The organism is Streptomyces sp. NPDC029164 (assembly GCF_055563995.1).
The window spans coordinates 192,357-211,963 of the sequence record NZ_JBVHWW010000001.1; the positions used below are offsets into that span (position 1 = coordinate 192,357).

At 73.9% G+C, this 19,607-nt stretch carries 19 protein-coding genes; 10 read left to right on the top strand and 9 right to left on the bottom strand.

The features are described 5' to 3' along the window. Positions 1-297: 297 nt before the first annotated feature. Entirely contained in the window at positions 298-1,821 is a 1,524-nt protein-coding gene (gene exaC / locus ACZ4VT_RS00810) for an acetaldehyde dehydrogenase ExaC (RefSeq protein ID WP_467945369.1), read from the bottom strand. A gap of 55 nt (positions 1,822-1,876) precedes the next feature. Further along, positions 1,877-3,202 carry a GAF domain-containing protein gene (locus ACZ4VT_RS00815; protein WP_467945371.1) on the bottom strand — a complete coding sequence of 442 codons (1,326 nt, stop codon included), beginning with the start codon at positions 3,200-3,202 and terminating at the stop codon, positions 1,877-1,879. Positions 3,203-3,216: 14 nt separating this feature from the next. Between ACZ4VT_RS00815 and ACZ4VT_RS00820 the strand changes: the two genes are divergently transcribed. Further along, positions 3,217-3,357 (top strand): hypothetical protein, encoded by a 141-nt coding sequence (locus ACZ4VT_RS00820; RefSeq protein ID WP_467945372.1) that lies wholly within the window; start codon positions 3,217-3,219, stop codon positions 3,355-3,357. A gap of 7 nt (positions 3,358-3,364) precedes the next feature. Here the strand turns inward: ACZ4VT_RS00820 and ACZ4VT_RS00825 are convergent, their stop codons facing one another. Next, complete coding sequence (locus ACZ4VT_RS00825; protein ID WP_467945374.1) at positions 3,365-4,666, bottom strand: SWIM zinc finger family protein; 1,302 nt, start codon at positions 4,664-4,666, stop codon at positions 3,365-3,367. 3 nt (positions 4,667-4,669) lie between these two features. Next, positions 4,670-7,666, bottom strand: a complete 2,997-nt coding sequence (locus ACZ4VT_RS00830) for a DEAD/DEAH box helicase (protein WP_467945376.1) — start codon at positions 7,664-7,666, stop codon at positions 4,670-4,672. Positions 7,667-7,849: 183 nt separating this feature from the next. Here ACZ4VT_RS00830 and ACZ4VT_RS00835 point away from each other — a divergent pair, with 183 nt between their 5' ends. Next, entirely contained in the window at positions 7,850-8,032 is a 183-nt protein-coding gene (locus tag ACZ4VT_RS00835; protein WP_351286947.1) for a hypothetical protein, read from the top strand. A 139-nt stretch (positions 8,033-8,171) separates the two neighbouring features. Here ACZ4VT_RS00835 and ACZ4VT_RS00840 read toward each other — a convergent pair whose 3' ends face one another. Together ACZ4VT_RS00840 and ACZ4VT_RS00845 are read right to left on the bottom strand one after the other, a co-directional pair. Continuing rightward, positions 8,172-9,170: a polyprenyl synthetase family protein gene (locus ACZ4VT_RS00840; protein WP_467945378.1), complete on the bottom strand. Its 999-nt coding sequence runs from the start codon at positions 9,168-9,170 to the stop codon at positions 8,172-8,174. A gap of 249 nt (positions 9,171-9,419) precedes the next feature. Continuing rightward, positions 9,420-10,199 carry a hypothetical protein gene (locus tag ACZ4VT_RS00845; RefSeq protein WP_467945379.1) on the bottom strand — a complete coding sequence of 260 codons (780 nt, stop codon included), beginning with the start codon at positions 10,197-10,199 and terminating at the stop codon, positions 9,420-9,422. A 135-nt stretch (positions 10,200-10,334) separates the two neighbouring features. Between ACZ4VT_RS00845 and ACZ4VT_RS00850 the strand changes: the two genes are divergently transcribed. Next, complete coding sequence (locus ACZ4VT_RS00850; RefSeq protein ID WP_467945381.1) at positions 10,335-11,249, top strand: oxygenase MpaB family protein; 915 nt, start codon at positions 10,335-10,337, stop codon at positions 11,247-11,249. 51 nt (positions 11,250-11,300) lie between these two features. Here the strand turns inward: ACZ4VT_RS00850 and ACZ4VT_RS00855 are convergent, their stop codons facing one another. After that, positions 11,301-11,900 (bottom strand): class I SAM-dependent methyltransferase, encoded by a 600-nt coding sequence (locus tag ACZ4VT_RS00855; protein WP_467945383.1) that lies wholly within the window; start codon positions 11,898-11,900, stop codon positions 11,301-11,303. 177 nt (positions 11,901-12,077) lie between these two features. On the opposite strand from ACZ4VT_RS00855, the gene ACZ4VT_RS00860 reads away from it, so the two are divergent. The 5 genes from ACZ4VT_RS00860 to ACZ4VT_RS00880 all read left to right on the top strand — a co-directional run bounded on the left by ACZ4VT_RS00860 (position 12,078) and on the right by ACZ4VT_RS00880 (position 17,247). Then, positions 12,078-12,860, top strand: a complete 783-nt coding sequence (locus ACZ4VT_RS00860; protein WP_467945898.1) for an MHYT domain-containing protein — start codon at positions 12,078-12,080, stop codon at positions 12,858-12,860. A gap of 139 nt (positions 12,861-12,999) precedes the next feature. Next, on the top strand, positions 13,000-15,672 hold the full coding sequence (locus ACZ4VT_RS00865) for a sensor histidine kinase (protein WP_467945385.1): 2,673 nt from the start codon (positions 13,000-13,002) through the stop codon (positions 15,670-15,672). Further along, the gene (locus tag ACZ4VT_RS00870) at positions 15,672-16,115 is read left to right on the top strand and encodes a roadblock/LC7 domain-containing protein (protein WP_319733760.1); all 444 of its coding nucleotides are present in this window, start codon (positions 15,672-15,674) and stop codon (positions 16,113-16,115) included. The genes ACZ4VT_RS00865 and ACZ4VT_RS00870 overlap by 1 nt, the downstream gene beginning before the upstream one ends. Before the next feature lie 17 nt (positions 16,116-16,132). Continuing rightward, a complete protein-coding gene (locus tag ACZ4VT_RS00875) occupies positions 16,133-16,513 on the top strand; it encodes a DUF742 domain-containing protein (RefSeq protein WP_467945387.1) in 381 nt (126 codons plus the stop codon). Between the two features lie 116 nt (positions 16,514-16,629). Continuing rightward, positions 16,630-17,247, top strand: a complete 618-nt coding sequence (locus ACZ4VT_RS00880; protein WP_467945900.1) for a GTP-binding protein — start codon at positions 16,630-16,632, stop codon at positions 17,245-17,247. 48 nt (positions 17,248-17,295) lie between these two features. On the opposite strand, the gene ACZ4VT_RS00885 is transcribed toward ACZ4VT_RS00880, so the two are convergent. Further along, on the bottom strand, positions 17,296-17,733 hold the full coding sequence (locus tag ACZ4VT_RS00885) for a PPOX class F420-dependent oxidoreductase (RefSeq protein ID WP_467945389.1): 438 nt from the start codon (positions 17,731-17,733) through the stop codon (positions 17,296-17,298). Between the two features lie 106 nt (positions 17,734-17,839). Between ACZ4VT_RS00885 and ACZ4VT_RS00890 the strand changes: the two genes are divergently transcribed. Continuing rightward, positions 17,840-18,238, top strand: a complete 399-nt coding sequence (locus tag ACZ4VT_RS00890) for a roadblock/LC7 domain-containing protein (RefSeq protein WP_030709095.1) — start codon at positions 17,840-17,842, stop codon at positions 18,236-18,238. A gap of 149 nt (positions 18,239-18,387) precedes the next feature. Continuing rightward, positions 18,388-19,239 (top strand): DUF6397 family protein, encoded by an 852-nt coding sequence (locus ACZ4VT_RS00895; RefSeq protein ID WP_467945391.1) that lies wholly within the window; start codon positions 18,388-18,390, stop codon positions 19,237-19,239. Here the strand turns inward: ACZ4VT_RS00895 and ACZ4VT_RS00900 are convergent. Beyond that, positions 19,203-19,604: a YchJ family protein gene (locus tag ACZ4VT_RS00900; protein WP_467945393.1), complete on the bottom strand. Its 402-nt coding sequence runs from the start codon at positions 19,602-19,604 to the stop codon at positions 19,203-19,205. The genes ACZ4VT_RS00895 and ACZ4VT_RS00900 overlap by 37 nt on opposite strands. Positions 19,605-19,607 lie beyond the last annotated feature (3 nt).

A 19,607-nucleotide genomic window follows, 5' to 3' on the forward strand; every position in this document is an offset into this window, starting at 1 on the left:
CCATTTCTGTCACCTGGTGGGGTGGGCCCGCAAGGACGGCAAGCGCGCCGTCACGGTCGAGCTGCCCAGCGAAGGCATCCATGCAACGACGAGAGCGCCGTGGTCCAGGACGGCCTCCGGCAGCCGCCTCCGCACCTGAGCCCGTCTCCGCCGCGACCGGCCCAAGCCGGTCGGCCACATCGTCTGTGCGGGCCGATCCAAGAGGGCAAGGCCCCCTCGACGAGCGGTCCTGGCGTGGCTGGCGTGGGTGTTGCCCGGGTCGGACAACACCCACTTCAGCCAACGGACTTCACCCATCTAGAAGAAGCCGAGCTTCTTCGGGGAGTAGGAGACCAGCATGTTCTTCGTCTGCTGGTAGTGCTCCAGCATCATCTTGTGGGTCTCGCGTCCGATGCCGGACTGCTTGTAGCCGCCGAAGGCGGCGTGGGCCGGGTAGGCGTGGTAGCAGTTCGTCCAGACCCGGCCCGCCTGGATCGCGCGGCCGGCGCGGTAGGCCGTGTTGATGTCGCGGGTCCAGACGCCCGCGCCCAGGCCGTACGCCGTGTCGTTGGCGATCCGTACGGCGTCGTCGAAGTCCTGGAAGGAGGTCACCGACACCACCGGGCCGAAGATCTCCTCCTGGAAGATCCGCATGCGGTTGTCGCCCTCGAAGATGGTCGGCTGGACGTAGTAGCCCCCGGCCAGGTCGCCGCCGTGGTCGATGCGCCCGCCGCCCGTGAGGACCTTCGCGCCCTCCCGCTGGCCGATCTCCACGTACGACAGGACCTTCTTCAGCTGCTCCTCGGAGGCCTGCGCGCCGATCATCGTGTCCGTGTCCAAGGGGTGCCCCGGCACGATCAGTTCCGTGCGGGCCACGGCCGCGTCGAGGAAGTCCGCGTACCGGCCCCGCTCGATCAGCGCGCGCGACGGGCTCGTGCACACCTCGCCCTGATTGAGCGCGAACATGGCGAAGCCCTCCAGGGCCTTGTCGCGCAGGTCGTCGTCCGTCGACCAGATGTCGTCGAAGAAGAGGTTCGGGCTCTTGCCTCCGAGTTCCAGGGTGACCGGCTTGAGGTGTTCGGCCGCGTACTGCATGATCAGCCGCCCGGTCGCGGTCTCGCCGGTGAAGGCGATCTTCGCCACGCGGGGGCTCGACGCGAGCGGTTTGCCGGCCTCCTCGCCGAAGCCGTTGACGATGTTCACCACGCCCGCCGGCAGCAGGTCGGCCACCAGGCTCAGCCAGTAGTGGACCGAGGCAGGGGTCTGCTCGGCCGGCTTCAGGACGACGGTGTTGCCGGCCGCCAGTGCCGGGGCCAGCTTCCACACCGCCATCAGGATCGGGAAGTTCCACGGGATGATCTGGCCGACCACGCCCAGCGGCTCGTGGAAGTGGTACGCGACCGTGTCCTCGTCGATCTGGCTGAGCGCCCCCTCCTGCGCGCGCAGCGCCCCCGCGAAGTAGCGGAACTGGTCGATCGCGAGGGGGATGTCGGCGGCCAGCGTCTCGCGGATCGGCTTGCCGTTCTCCCAGCTCTCGGCGAGAGCGAGGGACTCCAGGTTCTGCTCCATCCGGTCCGCGATCCGCAGCAGGAGCGTCGACCGCTCGGTGATGGAGGTCCGCCCCCACGCGGGCGCGGCCGCGTGCGCCGCGTCCAGCGCCCGCTCCACGTCCTCGGCGCTGCCGCGCGCGACCTCGGTGAACGGCTGACCGTTGACGGGGGAGGGGTTGTCGAAGTACCGGCCGCGGGCGGGCTCGACGTACTCGCCGCCGATGAAGTGGCCGTAGCGGGACGCGTACGACATGAGCGATCCCTCGGTACCGGGCGCAGCGTAACGGGCCATGGTGTCCTCCCCTTTGCCGGGCGCCGGCCACCGTCGGACGGCGCTCGAACGGAGGCTAGGAGGAGGCAGGTTGCGGATACGTTGCACGCCGATCACGACGCCGGGCCGCCACCGCCGCGCCGTCCCCCCGCGCACCGAGCTCGCGGTCCAGGGCGCGTAGGCGGGCCAGCGCGGCCGACCGGTCCGCCGGCGGCAGCGCCGCCGCCAGCGCCCGCCACGCCTCCGGGTCGTCCGCGCCCCACGGGCTGCACACCCAGTCGGTCAGCAGACCGGCATCGGCCCGGGCGATCACGGCCGCCCGCGCCTGGTCCTCGATCCGCCGGCGCAGCCGGACGATGCCGGGCGCCGTGGAGGCCGGCAGCAGCGGCCCCGGGTAGTGGTGGAGCGCCGCGGAGACCGCCCCGGCGGCCAACTGCCGGGTCAGCGCGGTGAAATCGGCGGCCAGCGGACCGGCCGCCCGGTAGGGGCGCGAGAGCGGCGCCGCCGGCCCGAGCAGCGCGCGCAGCCGGGAGAGCTCGGCGCGCAACGTCACCGGTGACACCGACTCGTCCTCGTACAGGGCGATCGCCAGCTCCTCGCCCGACAAGCCCTCGGGATGGTGCGCGAGCAGCGCCATGATCTCGCTGTGCCGCCTGCCGAGCCGGATCCTGCGCCCGCTCGTGACCAGCAGCGCCTCGTCCCGGCCGAGGGCCGTCAGGCTGTCCCCGGAGGCCGGCGGGCCGGGGGCGAGCAGCGTCAGCTGGGCCTCCGCCGCCCGGGCCACCGCCTGCACGAAGGCAAGGGAGTGGGGGTGGGCGAGGCCGTCACCGCCGGTGATGTCCACCGCGCCCAGCACCCGGCCCGTCCGGGGATCCCGCACCGGGGCCGCCGCACAGGTCCACGGGTGCACCCGGCGGCTGAAGTGCTCGGCCCCGAAGACCTGCACCGGCGCGCCCACCGCCACCGCCGTCCCCGGCGCGTTGGTGCCCATCGCCGTCTCCGCCCAGCGCGCACCCGGCACGAAACCGAGCCGCTCCGCCCGCCGCAGCGTCCCCGGTTCGCCCTCCACCCACAGCAGGCTGCCCCGCACGTCGCACACCGCCAGCAGATGCGCCCCGTGCGCGGCGAACGCCCCGACGAGGTCCCGGAACAGCGGCATCGTTCGGGCCAGCGGATGCTCCTCGCGGTACGACCGCAGCTCCGCGTCCGCAAGCTCCACCCGGGGTGCGCACTCCGGGCTGAGCCGGGCCCGCGCGCACCGCCGCCAAGACCGCGCGATGACCGCCCGGACCGGCGCCTCGACCCGCCCGTCCCGCGTGAACGCGGCATGCGCCCGCCGCAGTTCGCGCGTGCGCGCGGCCGGATCGGCCCCGCCCGGCAGCGCCACCGACGGATCGCCCATGTCACCCTCCCGTCGTGCCGCGGTACCCCGAGCGCCCCATCGTCGTACCGGCTCCGGGCCCCGGCAAGCCGTACGTCGGCCACCGCCTTCCGCGCCACGTCGGCCACACCGCCCGAGCCGGCGGGCCGGTCCTGCCGTGCCGGGCCGGTCCGTGACGGAACCTCACCCGGTGGGACGGGCCTCCAGCGCCGAGGCCGGGTCCGGGGCCGACGGGCCGGCCGGGACCCAGCGGTCCGCCTCGCGGCGGTACGGCCACCAGCGCCCCTCCCGGCCCAGCCGGAGCTGGCGGCCGGTCCCCGCCTCCGTCCACCGGGCGCGGACCCGGCGGAGCACCGGAGCCTCCTCGTCCGCCCAGGCCGCGGCCAGGGCCGCCCGGGCGCGGGCCAGCGTCGTCCGGTCCGGCGTCCAGTCCTCCTCCAGCGCCGCCAGGCCAGGGGCCGCACCGAAGCCCCAGGCGAGTACGGCCAGGTGCATGCCGGCCCGGCTGCGTCCGGTAGCCGCGGCCAGGCGGGAGCGGACCCGGAAGTCATCGGCCTCGCGCGTGAGGCGTACGGCGTCTTCGGCGAGCGTGAGCGGGGCCGGCGGTGTGCGGTCGGCGTGGCCCGGAGCCAGCGCCTCCGCCAGCAGCCGGTACGCCTGCGTCGCGGCCGCCTGCGCCAGGAACTCCACCGCGCCCACGTCGAGTTCCGGTTCCGCTTCGCCCTCGGTGTCCAGGGTCGGCGGCTGCCCCGGCGCGTCCGGCAGCCGGGGCGGCGGGGGCAGCGGCGGCAGCAGCCCCCGCGCCGCGTACGCCTGCGCCGCCGGGACACCCGCGTCGGCGGGCGGCACCCGCGGGGCCTGCGCGCCCGCCGTGCTCCGCTCCTCCAGCTCGTCCACCAGCTCCCGCTCGCCCCGGCCGCGCAGGAGCAGCAGCACGAACGGGTCCTGGTCCAGCAACCGGGCCACCTGGTAGCAGAGCGCGGCCGTGTGCGGGCAGTGGTCCCACTCGCCGCAATCGCAGCGCGGATCGAGGTCCCCGATGCCGGGCAGCGGGTCCACCCCGGCGGCCGCCGCGTCCTCGGCCAGCTCCGGCGGCACCTCCCGGTCCAGCAGCGCCGCGATGTACCCCGACTCCGCGGCCGCCAGACCCAGCAGCCGGTCCCATTCCGCTTCCGTGAACTCCTGCACCAGTACGTCCGTCCGGTGCGCCGTGCCGTCCCGGTCGCGCACCACGGCGGTGAGCCCGCCGGGGCGCACCGAGACCGCGCCCACCGCGCCCGAGCGCGCGTACCGCCGGCCCTGCCTGACCTGCTCCCCGTCGAGCGCGCTGTCCTCCAGGGCGCGCAGCCAGGCGTGGCCCCACCAGGTGCGGGCGAAGGCGCGGCCGGGGGCGGGCGGGAGCGCCGGGAACGTCCTCTCGTGCCTCTGGTGCTTCTGGTGCCTCTGGTGCCTCTCGTGGTCGTCGTACGGGTCGTGGGTGTTCATCGCTCACTCCCCGTGGGGCGCGCGGAGCGCCACGAGTTCGGCCAGCTCGGCGTCGGTCAGTTCGGTCAGCGCGGCCTCGCCGCCCGCGAGGACGGAGTCGGCGAGCGCGCGTTTGCGCTCAAGGAGCCGGGCGATGCGGTCCTCGACGGTGCCTTCGGCGATGATCCGGTGGACCTGTACGGGCTGGGTCTGGCCGATGCGGTAGGCGCGGTCGGTGGCCTGTTCCTCGACGGCCGGGTTCCACCAGCGGTCGAAGTGGACGACGTGGCCGGCCCGGGTGAGGTTCAGGCCCGTGCCCGCCGCCTTCAGGGACAGCAGGAACACGGGCACCTCGCCCGCCTGGAACCGGTCGACGAGCTCCTCCCGGCGCGGCACCGGCGTCCCGCCGTGCAACAGCTGCGAGGAGATCCCGCGCCCGGCGAGGTGCTTCTCCAGGATCCTGGCCATCGCCACGTACTGGGTGAAGACGAGGACCGAGCCGCCCTCCGCCAGGATCGTGTCGAGGAGTTCGTCGAGGAGCTCCAGCTTGCCGGACCGGGCGCCGGCGCCGGCGGTACCCCGGTCCCCGTGCTCCCCTGAGCCGTGCTCGCCCAGGAAGTGGGCCGGGTGGTTGCAGATCTGTTTGAGGGAGGTCAGCAGTTTGACCACCAGACCGCGCCGCTCCATCCCGTCCGCCTCCGAGATCGCGGCGAGGGTCTCGCGTACGACGGCCTCGTAGAGCGCGGTCTGTTCGCGGCTGAGGGACACGGTGTGGTCGGTCTCGGTCTTGGGCGGCAGCTCGGGTGCGATGCCGGGGTCGGACTTCTTGCGCCGCAGCAGGAACGGCCGTACGAGGGCGGAGAGCCGGGCCGCCGCCTGCGGGTCGCGGCCGCTCTCGACGGGTTCGGCGTAGCGGGAGCGGAAGGTGCCGAGGCGGCCGAGGAGCCCGGGCGTGGTCCAGTCGAGGACGGCCCACAGCTCGGAGAGGTTGTTCTCGACGGGGGTGCCCGTCAGGGCCACGCGGGCGCGGGCCGGGATGGTGCGCAGGGCCTTGGCCGTGGAGGAATGCGGGTTCTTGACGTGCTGGGCCTCGTCGGCCACGACCATGCCCCAGGCGGTGGCGGCGAGTTCGGGCGCGTCCAGGCGCATCGTGCCGTACGTGGTGAGCACGAAGCCACCGGCGGCACCGGCGGGACCAGGGGCACCGGTCAGGCCGGCGAGGCTGCGGCCGGGGCCGTGGAAGCGGCGCACGGGCGTGCCGGGCGCGAACCTCTCGATCTCCCGCTGCCAGTTGCCCAAAAGCGAGGCAGGGCACACCACCAGGGTGGGCCCGGCGGTTGCGGGATCCTCCCGGTTGCGGTGCAGGTGGAGCGCGATGAGGGTGACGGTCTTGCCGAGGCCCATGTCGTCGGCGAGGCAGGCGCCGAGCCCGAGCGAGGTCATCCGGGCCAGCCAGCGCAGGCCGCGCAGCTGGTAGTCGCGCAGGGTGGCCCGCAGCTCGGGCGGTGCGGCGAGGTCGTCGTTGGCCCGTGGATCGGCGGTGAGCCGCGCACGCAGCCGCTCCATCGCACCGGTGGCCTCCACGTCGACCCGCTTGCCCCCGATCTCCGCCGACCCGGTGAGTACGGCGGCCAGCGCGTCCGCGGCCGCGATGTCCAGGTCCTGGCGGGCGCGGGCCCGGCGGGCTTCGGCCGGGTCGATCAGGACCCACTGGTCGCGCAGCCGGACCAGGGGCCGCTTCGCCTCGGCGAGGTGGTCGAGCTCGGCGCGGGTGAGGTCGCCCTGGTCACCGAGCGCATGGCGCCAGCCGAAGGAGAGCAGGGACCCCGGGGAGAGCAGGCCGGAGGGGAGGCCCGGCCCCACGGAGTCAGGGGAGCCCACGACGGCGCGGGTGCTCAGGTCGCGGGCGAGTCCGCGCGGCCAGTGCACCTGGACCCCCTCGGCGGCCAGCGCGGCGGCGGCTCCGCCGAGCAGCTCCGTGACCTCCTCGTCGGCGAGCTCGACGGAGTCCGGCACGGCCGCGCCGAGCAGCGGGGTCAGCGCGGGCCACAGCCGGGCGGCGCGGCGCAGGGCGCGGAGGGCGTCCATCCGGGCGCCGGGCGGGAACGCGGTCGCGGCGGCTGCGGATCCGGCCCAGACGTCGGCGGCATCGGCGACCACGGCGGAGTCGGCCGGGCCGTGCATCTGGAGGACGGCGCGGAAGGAGGGAGCGCCGGCTGCGCGGGCTCGGCCCACCCCGTCCTGGTCGCGGGCCGCGTCGGGGGTTCGAGCGAGGGCCTGGTCGAGACTCTGGTCGAGCTCGATCCGCAGCGAGATCCGTACCCCGGCGTCATGGCCGGCCGCCACCTCGGCGGCCCAGTCGCGCAGCTCGGGGTGGAGGCGCGGTGGCCGGGCGGCGAAGGCGGGTCCGCCGGCGGCCTCGGCGGCGGCGGGGGAGCGCGGGAGGGTGTCGGCGACGGCATCGAGGAAGGCACGCAGCAGCGGCTCCGGGGTGGGCAGCCGGGGCGGCCCGTCCGCGTCCAGCGGGACGCAGTGGGCGGCGGGCGGCATGGCGGCGGCCAGTTCGCGGACCTCGGCGAGGTCGGCCGCCTCCAGCGGGCCGATCCGCCAGGCGTCGTGGCCGGCGGGGCTCAGCCCGGGCAGGAGCCGGCCCTGTGCGGCGAACCGCAGGGCCAGCAGCGCGGCGGCACCCCAGAAGGCCGCGCCGGAGCCGTCGGTGTTGGCGTCGGCCGCCGCTGCGGCGGACCGGGCGCGGGCGCGGGTGAGCAGGGGCAGGGCTTCGGCCACGGGCAGCACGAGCGCGGTCACGGGGGTCCGGCGCAGGTCGGGGGTGACGACGGTGAGTTCTTCGATGCGGCCGGTGCCGGTGCCGGTGCCGGTGCCGGCACCGGCACGGACGCGGGCGGCGTCGACCGACTCGCCGTCCGGCGGCCAGAGGGCGATCCGGCCGGTGCGGGCCGGGTCGCCGGGGAGGAAGACGGCGGAGTGGTGGAGCTGGCCGGGGATCTCGGAGCGACGCACGCATTCCTCAAAGTTGACTACCGGGGGCGAGGCGGCCGAGAGTACCCCACCGCGGTGGCCCGGCGGCGGGGGCAGGGCCGCGAACCAGCCGACTCCGAAGACAGTTGGGGAGTCGGGGAACGCGCGGTCGTGGCGGCACGTTGAGGTGGGTAGTTGTTCGGCGACAGAAGGAGGTGTCCGCAGATGTCCACGAGCGGAAAGATCGCGGTTGCCGGAGTCGTGGCAGCCATCGTGTTGTTCTGGACGGTGGGGTTCTGGGCCGGTCTGCTGGTCCTGATCGGTGTGCCGGCTGCGGCCTACCTCCTGCTGGACTCCTCCCAGCGGCGTCGTCTGCGGGGCATGTCCAGGAAGCAGATCGGTCGCTGACGGCGGCAGCGGAAGCGGCAGCGGCAGCGGGACGGGCGGTACGGGCACCAGCACGGGCTCCGGGTGCGGTGTGGGGTGTGGAGCCCGGCAGGTGCGGCCGCGGGGCGGGCGTTTCGGGGCGCCGGCCCGGGCGGCGGGATCAGGCGGCGTTGGTCGCGGTGGCCTGTGCGAGGTCCGCTTCGAGCAGCATCTGCGACGCGTGGTCCACGAGCTGCCGGAGCACCTTTACGTAGGTTCCGTCGCCGCCCAGTTGGTCCAGGATGCGGTACGCCTCGGCGCGGAAGTCGCCGATCTCCGCCCGGTAGCGGTCCAGGGCGGTGGGCGTCCGCAGGAGGCTCGCGAGTTCCACCCTGGCCGGAATGGAGCGTCCGGCGGCCGAGCACAGCCCCAGCACGTGCTCGCGGGAAGCGGGCGAGGCGTCCTCGATCACGGAGGCGAGGAGGTACGTCACCGTGCCGTTGAGCAGGTCCTCGCCACGACCGGACAGGATGTCTTCCTGGTCGTTGAAGATCTGCCACAGGATGCCGAAGACATAGCCGAATTCACGCCACAGCTCCACCCTCTCGGCGGTCGTGCCCGAGAATATCGCGGCCATTGCCGTGATCATTCCGAAAGGTGCGCCGGATTTGCTGCGATACATCTCGATCACTGATTTTCGCGAGGCGCTGCAGATGTCCCCGCACATGTGATCGATCTGACCGTCGACGCTGATGATCCACCCGTTCAGGATCTCGGCTATCAGCGCGCTGCGCGCCTCCTCCGGAAGTTCCTGCGACAGGATGATCTGAATGGGGAGCGCGTTACCGGTGATGACGGAGGCTAATAACGCCTCGTTCTCGGTGAGGCCGCCGGAGAGGGACGCGCCGTCCTTGTCGGCCAGGTCGTCGAGGTAGCAGGCCGAGGTCCACCACAGCAGGTGCACGGCGGACAGCGGGATCGCCGGCCCGGGACTTCCCGTCTCTATGGCGTGCGTGAGCAGCGGCAGTACCGAGAGGGGATGTCTCAGTTTCCTTTGCTCCAGGAGCCTGGCCACTGTGCTCCGTGTGGTGCCCGCCAGCGGGCCGAGCCGCTCCAGGGCGGTTTCGATCTCCGCGTCGATGTCCTGCGCGACTTCCCGGTGCAGGTCCAGGTACGACATGCAATTCAAGAGCGGCCTCCGTCGTGGAATGGGCTGAAGGGTTGAAGTGCACACCCTTTGAGCCGCGTGACTGGCCGATTCGATCATTCCGGAGGGAGGGGATCCAGAGCAATTTTCGGCCCATCTGGCCGATTCTTTGCGATGGTGGGTTATTGGTGCCGGTGGCGCCGCCGCACCCGGCGTCGGTGAACTGCCCGGCAATGGCAGTGGATCGAGACCGTCGCCCATGTGGACGTCCGGACCGGCGGTTCACGCCGGGCGGACCGCGACCCGGTCCAGCGCCGTCAGCAGCTCCGGCAGGCCGGGATCTCCCTCCTGGGGCACGGTGAGCACCTCGCTCGGCTCCTCGTCCAGCAGGACGAAGGCCGTATCGCCCGTCCGCCCCACCAGCGACCAGCCCGGCCCGTCCACCCGCAGGGTCCGCACCCCCTCGCCGGCGAAGGAGGACCGCACCCGGCCCGGCGGCGGCGGGGTCCGCGTGTACTCCACGGCTTCCTCCAGCGCCCTGGCGAGCCCGGGGTGCGCGGCGGCGGCCGCCCCGCCGTCCGTGGCCACGCGCTCGCGCCATTCCGACCACTCCCGCGCGATCTGGTCCGCGCCCATCCGGCGCTGCACCGGCCCCCACGCCTCCGCGGAGGGTGGCGCCAGCGGCACCCGACCCGTGCCGTCCGCGCCCTGCTCGGGATCGTGCGGTTCGGGGATCCCCGCCGCCGCCACCGACAGCTCCAGCGGCCAGCCCGCCAGCGAGACCACGATCGACCGCTCGTCGGGGGACAGGTCGTACTCCATCCCGCAGTCCCAGGAGGCGATGGCCGTGGCCACGAGCGAGACGTCGTCCACGACGACCGTCCAGCGCGCGCCCTCCTCGTCCTGGCCCAGCACCAGTCCGTACCCGTCCCCGCCCGGCGGCACGCCCAGCAGGGAGCAGGCCTCCGGGAAGTCGTCGCCCAGGATCCCGGGGAACTGTGCGGGCGTCAGCAGTACGGCGGTCAGCACATACAGGGAGCCGCCACCCTCGTCGTCGGACACCTGGCCTCCTGGTAGCTCTTTCGTCGGCGCACCTTAACCAGCGGGTAACCCGTGCGTCGAGAGCTGGCGGGCGTCGATTTCCAAGGCTGCTACCTGCACGTAGAGTTGGGAGCCCGCCACAGAAAGGGACACCCGGTGCAGCGTTACGACCGGCTGAGGGAAATCCTCCGTCTCGACCCCGACAAGGACTTCCTCGCCATCTACCGGCTCACCGCCACCTACGAGTTCCCCTGGGACTTCACCCGGGCCCTGGAACTCGCCCTCTTCCGGACATATGCCGTGCCCAGCATCGGTGGCCTGCTGGCCGAGACCGCCGAGTTCACCGACCGGAGCCAGAAGCGGTACGACGACACGGCGCTGCTCCTCGACGCGGTCGTCGAGCACGGCTTCGAGAGCGACACCGCGCGTACCGCGATCCGCCGCGTCAACCAGATGCACCGCAGCTACGACATCTCCAACGAGGACATGCGCTACGTCCTGTCCGCGTTCGTGGTGGTCCCGGCGCGCTGGCTCGACGCCTACGGCTGGCGCACGCTGACCCACCACGAGCGCCGGGCCTGCGCGAACTACTACGCCACCCTCGGCCGCCACCTGGGCATCACGGACATCCCGGACTCCTACGAGGAGTTCGAGGACACCCTGAACGCCTACGAGGAGGCCCACTTCGGCTGGGACGAGGGGGCCCGCAAGGTCGCCGACTCCACGCTCGACCTGATGGCCTCCTGGTACCCGGCGCCGCTCGCCCCCGCCGTGCGCCGCGGGAGCCTCGCCCTCCTCGACGAGCCGCTGCTGCGTGCCTTCCGGTACGAGGCCCCGCGCCCCCGGGTCCGGCAGCTCGTCCGCGGCGCCCTGCGGCTGCGCGGCCGCGCGGTGCGACTGCTGCCCCCGCGCCGGGACCCGCACTACGCCCGCCAGAACCCGGAGATCAAGGGCTACCCAGACGGCTACGACGTCGGTGAGCTCGGGACGTTCCCGGTGCCGGGCTCGGGCGGCTGCCCCGTTCCGCACCCCCGCCGGCCCGCCGGAGCGGAAGCACAGCCTCCGGCCTGATCCCGGGGGCGTCCGCGGATCCCGGGCGCGACGGCGACGTACGCACGCATGTCACGGGTGATGTACGGCCAGCACCAGGAAGCGGTCGTCCTCGTCGGCGTACGAGGTCATCTCCCAGCCCGAACCCGCCAGCAGCGGGCCGAGGTTGTGCTCGGCCCGCATGTCCTCACGGGTCAGCTCGCGACCGTGGCGAGCGGCGAGGGCCGCTCGCCCGATCGGGTGAAAGAGCGCGAGCCGGCCGCTGGGGCGGACCACCCGGGCGAGCTCCCGCAGGTTCGGCCCGGGTTCGGGCAGGTGGGCGATCAGCCCGGCGGCGAACACCGCGTCCAGCGCCCCGTCGCGCAGCGGCAGCCGGGCCACGTCGGCGAGCAGCAGAGTGCCCTCGGCGCCCCGCCCGGCCCGCTGCGCGACAGCCAGCATCTGCGGGGTGAGGTCGGCGCCGAGCACCGTTCCGGCGGGTCCCACGGCGGCCCGCAGCGCGGTCATGGCCCGGCCGGTGCCGCAGCCCGCGTCGAGCACGCGGTCCCCGGGCCGCAGCCCGAACTCGGCCACGGCGGTGGTGAACGCGGGCCCGTCGCCCGGGAACTTGCGGTCCCAGTCGGCGGCGCGCGCCCCGAAGAACTCCTGCACGTGTGTGTGGTCTTCGCTCATGCGCCCATGATCTCGCACCGGCGTGCGCCCGCGTGCCTGCGGACCGTGCGCAAGGTGGCACGTGGTGTGATCGAAGATGAACGTAGCTCTGTCATATTCCAGCAGTTACAGCGTCTTTCGAAATGCGCCCCCTGTTCGCGCTCTCACCCGGACTAGCGTCCGTTGGCCATGGGACACCTGGGACATCTGGACCACGCCGCCTACGGGTGGCTCACACCCGTGCTGTCATACGTGATGGCATCGATCGGCGCCGCCCTCGGGCTGCGCTGCACCGTCCGCGCGCTCGCCGCGACGGGCGCCTCCCGCCGCAACTGGCTCCTCACCGCGGCCTCCGCCATCGGCACCGGCATCTGGACGATGCACTTCGTCGCGATGCTCGGCTTCGAGGTCAACGGAACCGAGATCCACTACAACGTGCCGCTCACCATCCTCAGCCTGCTCGTCGCCATGCTGGTCGTCGGTGCCGGGGTCTTCGCCGTCGGCTACGGCAAGGAGCGCGGCCGCTCGCTCGTCCTGGGCGGTCTCACCACCGGACTGGGCGTCGCCAGCATGCACTACCTGGGCATGGCGGCCCTGCGCCTGCACGGCGAGGTCTCCTACGATCCGCTCACCGTGGGCCTCTCCGTGGCCATCGCCGTGATCGCGGCCACCGCGGCCCTGTGGGCCGCGCTCAACATCAAGTCGCCGGTGGCCGTCGCCGTCGCCTCGCTCGTCATGGGCGCCGCGGTCAGCAGCATGCACTACACCGGGATGATGGCCGTCGCGGTCGGCGTCAGCCCCTCGGACGCGGACCTGCCCGGCGCCACCGCCATGCAGTTCATCTTCCCGCTCGCCGTCGGCCTGGGCTCCTACCTGTTCATCACCGCCGCCTTCGTCGCGCTCTCCCCGACGGCCGACGAACGGGCCGCGTCCGCTTCGGCCGCCCGGCATCTCGGGGAGCACACCGTGACCGCGCACTGAGCCTGAGCCGCCGGGCTCCCGCACTCGCGCCCCCACCGCCCCGGGCCCCGGCCCGCCACCGCTTCGCCCGCACTGAACCGCCGCAGCCACCGCCACGGCCGCCACCGCACCCGTAGGCACCGCCCGGAACGAGGAGCCCATGCGAACACCCCGCAGAAAACCGGAAGCAGCGGCGCCGCGGCTGCCCGCGCCCCCGGCACGCGGCCGCCGGGCCCACGCCGGACCGCCGGCCGAGGAAACGGCGGAGCACCGGTCCCACCAGCCCCTCCCGGGTGCTCAGACCGCCCCGCCCGCCCCCGGGTTCCGGCTGCGGCTGCGCCCCGCCACCGTCCGCGCGAAGATCGTCTCGCTGCTGATGGTCCCGGTCGTCTCGCTCCTCGCCCTCTGGGCCTTCGCCACCGTCACCACGGCCCAGGACATCGCCCGCCTCAGCCGCATCCACCAGGCCGACGCCGAGATACGCACCCCCGTCGGCGCCGCCGTCACCGAACTCCAGGCCGAGCGGCGGGCCGCCGTCCGCCTCCTCGCCGACCCCACCACCGACCCGGCCGCCCTGGACCAGCAGGCCCGCCGCACCGACACCGCCGTCCGGCGGCTGCGGCTCGGCGACCGCCACACCGTCGCCGACTCCGGCGACTACCGCTCCGACCTCGTGGTCCGCCTGGGCGAGTTCGTCGTCGCCGCCGAGGCCCTGGGCTCGGCCCGCAAGGACATCACCGACCGCCGCGCCACCCCGGAGGCGGCCTACGAGATCTACACCCGCGTGGTCGACTCCGCCCTCGCCGTGGGCGGCGCCCTGACCGGCGGCGAGGACGCCGAGCTCGGCCCCGACGCCCGGGTCCTGCTCGAATTCGCCCGCGCCGGCGAACTCCTGTCGCGGGAGGACGCCCTGCTCGCCGTACCGGGCCCGCGCAGCGCCGAAACGCTTCGGCAGCTGACCGGCACCATCGAGACCCGCCGTGCGCTCACCGACTCCGCGGCCCGCGACCTCCCCGCCGCGCAGCAGGCCGCATGGGAGTCCGTCGCCAAGAGCGCCGCCTACGCCGACCTCACCGGCGCCGAGGACCGGGCACTGGCCGCCGGCACGTCCACGGACAGCCGCGGGGCGCCCGCCGGCTGGGAGGCCGCCCACACCGGCATCGGTGCCTCGATGCGGGAGATCGAGGAAGCCGCGCACGCGGCGGCCGCCGACCGGGCCGACCCGCTCGCCGAAGGGGCGCTCAGCCCGGCCGGCGCCGCCGTACTGCTGGGCCTCGCGGCCGTCGCCGCCTCGCTCGTCATCTCCGTGCGGATCGGCCGCGCGCTGGTCGTGGAACTCGTCTCGCTGCGCAACACGGCCCTGGAGATCGCCCACCGCAAACTCCCGCAGGCGATGGAACGGCTGCGCGCCGGCGAGGACATCGACGTCACCGCCGAGACCCCGCCCGGACCGCCCGCCGACGACGAGATCACCCAGGTCGGCGAGGCGCTCGGCACCGTCCACCGGGCCGCGCTGAGCGCCGCCGTCGAGCGGGCGGAGCTGGCCAGCGGGGTCTCCGGCGTCTTCGTCAACCTCGCCCGCCGCAGCCAGGTCCTCGTGCACAAGCAGCTCACCCTGCTCGACTCGATGGAACGGCGCGCCGACGACCCGAACGAGCTCGGCGACCTCTTCCGCCTCGACCACCTCACCACCCGGATGCGCCGGCACGCCGAAAGTCTGATCATCCTGTCGGGTGCGGCCCCGGGGCGCGCCTGGCGGATGCCCGTCCCCCTCACGAACGTCGTACGGGCCGCGGTCTCCGAGATCGAGGAGTACCCGCGCATCGAGGTCCGCCAGCTCGCCGAGGCCGCGGTGGTCGGGGGCGCCGTCGCCGACCTCACCCACCTGCTCGCCGAACTCATCGAGAACGCCGCGCAGTTCTCCCCTCCGCACACCAAGGTCCGGGTCAGCGGCGAACCCGTCGGCGCCGGCTACGTCCTGGAGGTCGAGGACCGCGGGCTCGGCATGGGCCGCGCATCCCTCGGCGACGCCAACCGGCGCATCGAGCAGTCCGAGGCGCTGGACCTCTTCGACAGCGACAGGCTCGGGCTCTTCGTGGTCAGCCGCCTCGCCGCCCGCCACGGAGTGAAGGTGCACCTGCGGACGTCGCCGTACGGCGGTACCACCGCGGTGGTGCTGCTGCCGAACTCGATGCTCCAGAGCGCGCTCACGGTCGGCGCCCCCGGTTCCGCCTCCGCCCCCGGTTCCGCCTCCGCCTCCGCCTCCGCCCCGTCCCCTGCTTCCGGCCCCGGCCGTGAGCGGTCGGCAGCGGCGCCGCCACCGGAGTCGCCGGCGCAGGCGGAGCCGCCGCCCGCCATGACCGTCGTACGGGAGGACGCGCGCGGCTCGGCGGTACGGGAGGACGCGCGCGGCATCCGGGCCGCGGAGCGGGCCCCCGCACCCGAGGAGCCGCGCCCGGCCCCGGTGGCATCGCTGCGACCGCGCGCCCCCGGCGGCGCGGCCGCCCGTACCCAGGCGGCCTCGACCTCCTCGACCTCCTCGACCTCGACCCCCTCCGCCGCCTCTGCTCCCTCTGTCCGCTCGGGCCCGTCGGCCCCTTCGGTTCCTTCGGCCTCGGTGACGGAGCTGCCGCGGCGGGTGCGCCAGGCCAGCCTCGTCCCGCAACTCCGTGAGGCCCCCGCCCCGAAGGCCCCGACCGGGGTCCGCCTTCCCGGGAATCCGCCGGGCCGCAGCCCGGAGCAGGCCCGGGACCGGATGGCGGCATACCGGGCCGGCTGGGTCCGCGGCGCCCAGGAGAACTCCCCCCACGCAGGCAGCGAAGGAGAAGTGTGATGATCGAACACCAGAGGATCGACCTCGACGGCGTGCGCAGGTCCGGCGAACTGGACTGGCTGCTGGACGACATGGTGCGCCGGGTCCGAGAGGTCCGGCACGCCGTGGTCCTCTCCAACGACGGGCTGGCGGTCGGCGCCTCCAGCGCCCTCAGCCGGGAGGACGCCGAGCACCTCGCCGCGGTGGCCTCCGGCTTCCACAGCCTGGCCAAGGGCGCGGGCCGGCACTTCCACGCGGGGGGCGTGCGCCAGACGATGGTCGAGATGGACGAGGGCTTCCTCTTCGTCGCGGCCGCCGGAGACGGGTCCTGCCTCGCCGTGCTCAGCGCCGCCAGCGCCGACATCGGCCTGATCGCCTACGAGATGGCCCGGCTGGTGAAGCGGGTCGGCGAGCACCTGTACACACCGCCCCGGTTCGCGGCGCGGCCGCCGGCCGCGGGCTGAGGGCGGCGGTCCGCCACATGCACGGCCAGTGGTACGACGCCGAGGCGGGCCCGCTCGTCCGCCCGTACGCCATGACCGGCGGGCGTACGAAGCCGGGACCCCACGGGGTGCGCTTCGACCTGATCGCCCTGGTCATGGCGGACCCGGAGGGCACGGACGAGGCGGCCGAGTCGTTGCTCGGCCCCGAACACCGGGCGTTGCTCGGACTCTGCCGGTCCGAGACCCAGTCGGTGGCGGAGCTCGCCGCCGACGCCGACCTGCCCGTGGGGGTGGTGCGGGTCCTCCTCGGGGACCTGCTGGAGGGCGGGCACGTCAAGGTGAGCCGGCCGGTGCCGCCCGCGCAGCTGCCGGACGAGCGGATTCTGCGTGAAGTCATCGAGGGATTGCGAGCGCTTTGATGGGACAGCATGACAACGGACCTCTCGGACCTGCCGGACCGGTCCCGGGCCCGGACGTTGACGTGGACGCGGACAGGGACGCGGACAGGGACGCGGACAGGGACGTGGACGTGGACATGGATCCCGGCCCCGGGGAGGACGCCGAACTGGCTTCCCTCGCGCTGAAGATCCTCGTGGCGGGCGGCTTCGGCGTCGGCAAGACCACGCTGGTGGGCGCGGTGAGCGAGATCCGGCCGCTGCGGACGGAAGAGCTGCTGAGCGAGGCGGGCGAACTGGTCGACGACACGGGCGGAGTGGCGCAGAAGACGACCACGACCGTGGCGATGGACTTCGGGCGGATCACCATCCGGTCCGGGCTGTCGCTGTACCTGTTCGGTACCCCGGGACAGGACCGGTTCTGGTTCCTGTGGGACGAGTTGTCGCGGGGTGCGCTCGGAGCGGTGGTGCTCGCCGACACGCGGCGGCTGGAGGACTGCTTCCCGGCGGTGGACTACTTCGAGCACCGCCGCATCCCCTTCGTGGTGGCCGTCAACTGCTTCACGGACGCGAGGCGGTACGGGGCGCACGAGGTGTCGCGGGCGCTGGACCTGGACCAGGGGACGCCGGTGGTGCTGTGTGACGCGCGGGACAAGGACTCGGGGAAGGAAGTGCTGATCAGGCTGGTCGAATACGCCGGGCGGGTGCACACCGCCCGGCTGCTCGACTCGGTGGAGCCGCAGGCCGATTCCGTGTGAAAGGGGTCCGTGGGAACCGTCCGGCCGCCCCCGGTCCGTGGGGACCGGTCAGTCCGCGATCGCGGCGAGGGCGATCACCTTGTCGATCGGGACCCGGACGAGGAGTTCGCTCGGGACGGCATTGCGGCGGCCGAACGACTCGGCGCGCTCCTCGCCCATGTAGCGCGCGCCGATCCGTGTCGCCCAGGTGAGCAACTCTTCCGCGTCGTCGTCGTATCCGCTGATCTCGGCGCGGCCCTGGAGCACGACGTACGAGAAGGGCGGCTGGTCGTCGTCCACGCAGAGCGCGACCCGGCCGTCACGGGCCAGGTTGCGCCCCTTGACGGTGTCCTTGCCGGTGTTGAACACGAAGGAATCTCCGTCGAGTACGAACCAGATGGGAGCGATGTGCGGGCTCCCGTCCTCGCGGACGGTGGAAAGCTTTCCGGTGCGGGTGGAGTGGGAGACGAATGCCCGCCATTCCTCTTGAGTCATCTTCTTCGCCATGGGGACATCCTCCTTGCCCGAAAGGCGCTGGTGGGGAAGGCTTGCGGCACGACTACGAGGGGTGGGGCGCGGCCGCGTCGGCCGTGTCAACGGGGAGGGGCTGGGAATGGCACTGGACAAGCAACTGGACTGGCTGCTGGACGACCTGACGCGCAGGGTCCAGCAGGTGCGGCATGCGGTGGTGCTGTCCAACGACGGCCTGGTGACGGGGGCGAGCGCGGGACTGGCGCGGGAGGACGCCGAGCACCTGGCGGCCGTCGCGGCCGGTCTGCAGAGCCTTGCGAAGGGGTCCGGGCGGCACTTCAGGGCCGGTGAGGTCCGCCAGACGATGATCGAGTACGACGAGGGGGTCCTCTTCGTCATGGCGGCGGGCGCGGGGAGCTGCCTGTGCGTGCTGAGCGCGGCCGAGGCGGACATCGGCCAGGTCGCGTACGAGATGACGTTGCTGGTCAACCGGGTGGGCGAGCATCTGGGCGTCGCGGAGCGGCGCATCACCGGCGGCTGACGCGGCGGTCGGCTCCGGCGGCTGACTCCGGCGGCTGACTCCGGCGGGGGCGGGGGTGCTCCGGAGAGTTATCCACAGGCAGCGCGGGTGTCGTCGCGCTGGGTTACGGTCTTCACACAGAGTAATCACTGCTCGTGGGGGAGACCGTGATGATGCAGATGGGGACCGTGCTGCGGGACGCCGAGGTGGCCGTGCGCGCGGGGAAGGACGCGGCCGGCGAAGGCGACGGCGGCGCAGCGGATGTGCTGGTGGGCGGCGTGCAGGCCGCGGGGGAACTGGGGCTGACCCGTGGCGAGTTCGCCCGGGCCGTCCAGCTGGGGATGGTGCTGGCGGCGCGGCCGACCGCGAGCGGTGCCGCGCGCTACGCACGCGCGGAGCTGGACCGGGCCGGGTCGGCCGCGGGCGGAGCGGACGCTCTGCGCGAGCGGGTCGAGGCCGTGGCCGGAGCGGAGGCCGCAGCCGGGGTGCTGGGGATCGGCCCGAGCCGGTTCACCCGCCTCGCGCGCTGCGGGCACGTCACGCCGGTCGGCTACCGGATCAACCGGTACCGGGCCGTGGTGTGGCTCTATCTGGCCGCGGAACTACGGACGTTCGCGGCGCGCGAGCCCGGGATGCTGCGCGGGACCGCGCCCGAGGCGGACCGGGAGCTGATGGCGGCCAAGGAGGACCTGCGCCCGCGCAGGTGGCGCGGGCGGCATGTCGGGCTGCTGCTGAGACGTACCGCCGACCTTTGGGAGCGCGCCGCCGTACTGGCGTCCGTACTCCCGGAGGAGGAGCTGCGGGCTGCCGTGCCCGACCCGGGGGAGCGGATCGTCCTGGCCGCGCTCGCACCGCCCCCGCCCTACGGGCATCCGCAGGTCCCGGCGTCCGCGGCGGTGGCGCTGCGGCTGCTGAAGGCCGGGCCGCCGGAGGAGGTCCACTGGTACCGCACCAGCCTGGACTTCGCCCTGACGGGGGCTCGGGGTCAGTCGAAGTCGACGGGGGAGAGGGGGCCGACGTAGACCCAGGCCCCGGCCTCGCGCGAGAAGCCGCTGTGCTCGTGCAGCGAGCCGGTGTGCCGGCCCTCGCGGTAGTGGGCGCGGAACTCCACCGAGCCCTCCGTCTCGAACATCCCGCCGCGCTCGGTGGCGAGGATCTCCAGCCGCTCCCAGCGCTGCCCGGGGTCCAGGTCGAGCTGGGCGGGACGGGTCGAGGGGTGCCAGGAGCGCAGCAGGTAGGCGGTGTCGCCGACGGCGAAGGCGCTGAACCGGGAGCGCATCAGCCGCTCGGCGGTGGGTGCCTGCCGGGCACCGGTGTGGAAGCGGCCGCAGCACTCCGGGTACGCGGCGGGCAGCCCGCAGGGGCAGGGGAGGGCGGAGGTGGGCATGGG

Excerpts from the sequence above, each read along its gene's own strand:
- exaC (WP_467945369.1), bottom strand. The coding sequence starts at position 1,821 with ATGGCCCGTTACGCTGCGCCCGGTACCGAGGGATCGCTCATGTCGTAC.
- ACZ4VT_RS00815 (WP_467945371.1), bottom strand. The coding sequence starts at position 3,202 with ATGGGCGATCCGTCGGTGGCGCTGCCGGGCGGGGCCGATCCGGCCGCG.
- ACZ4VT_RS00825 (WP_467945374.1), bottom strand. The coding sequence starts at position 4,666 with ATGAACACCCACGACCCGTACGACGACCACGAGAGGCACCAGAGGCAC.
- ACZ4VT_RS00835 (WP_351286947.1), top strand. The coding sequence starts at position 7,850 with ATGTCCACGAGCGGAAAGATCGCGGTTGCCGGAGTCGTGGCAGCCATC.
- ACZ4VT_RS00840 (WP_467945378.1), bottom strand. The coding sequence starts at position 9,170 with ATGTCGTACCTGGACCTGCACCGGGAAGTCGCGCAGGACATCGACGCG.
- ACZ4VT_RS00855 (WP_467945383.1), bottom strand. The coding sequence starts at position 11,900 with ATGAGCGAAGACCACACACACGTGCAGGAGTTCTTCGGGGCGCGCGCC.
- ACZ4VT_RS00865 (WP_467945385.1), top strand. The coding sequence starts at position 13,000 with ATGCGAACACCCCGCAGAAAACCGGAAGCAGCGGCGCCGCGGCTGCCC.
- ACZ4VT_RS00870 (WP_319733760.1), top strand. The coding sequence starts at position 15,672 with ATGATCGAACACCAGAGGATCGACCTCGACGGCGTGCGCAGGTCCGGC.
- ACZ4VT_RS00875 (WP_467945387.1), top strand. The coding sequence starts at position 16,133 with ATGCACGGCCAGTGGTACGACGCCGAGGCGGGCCCGCTCGTCCGCCCG.
- ACZ4VT_RS00880 (WP_467945900.1), top strand. The coding sequence starts at position 16,630 with ATGGATCCCGGCCCCGGGGAGGACGCCGAACTGGCTTCCCTCGCGCTG.
- ACZ4VT_RS00885 (WP_467945389.1), bottom strand. The coding sequence starts at position 17,733 with ATGGCGAAGAAGATGACTCAAGAGGAATGGCGGGCATTCGTCTCCCAC.
- ACZ4VT_RS00890 (WP_030709095.1), top strand. The coding sequence starts at position 17,840 with ATGGCACTGGACAAGCAACTGGACTGGCTGCTGGACGACCTGACGCGC.
- ACZ4VT_RS00895 (WP_467945391.1), top strand. The coding sequence starts at position 18,388 with ATGATGCAGATGGGGACCGTGCTGCGGGACGCCGAGGTGGCCGTGCGC.
- ACZ4VT_RS00900 (WP_467945393.1), bottom strand. The coding sequence starts at position 19,604 with ATGCCCACCTCCGCCCTCCCCTGCCCCTGCGGGCTGCCCGCCGCGTAC.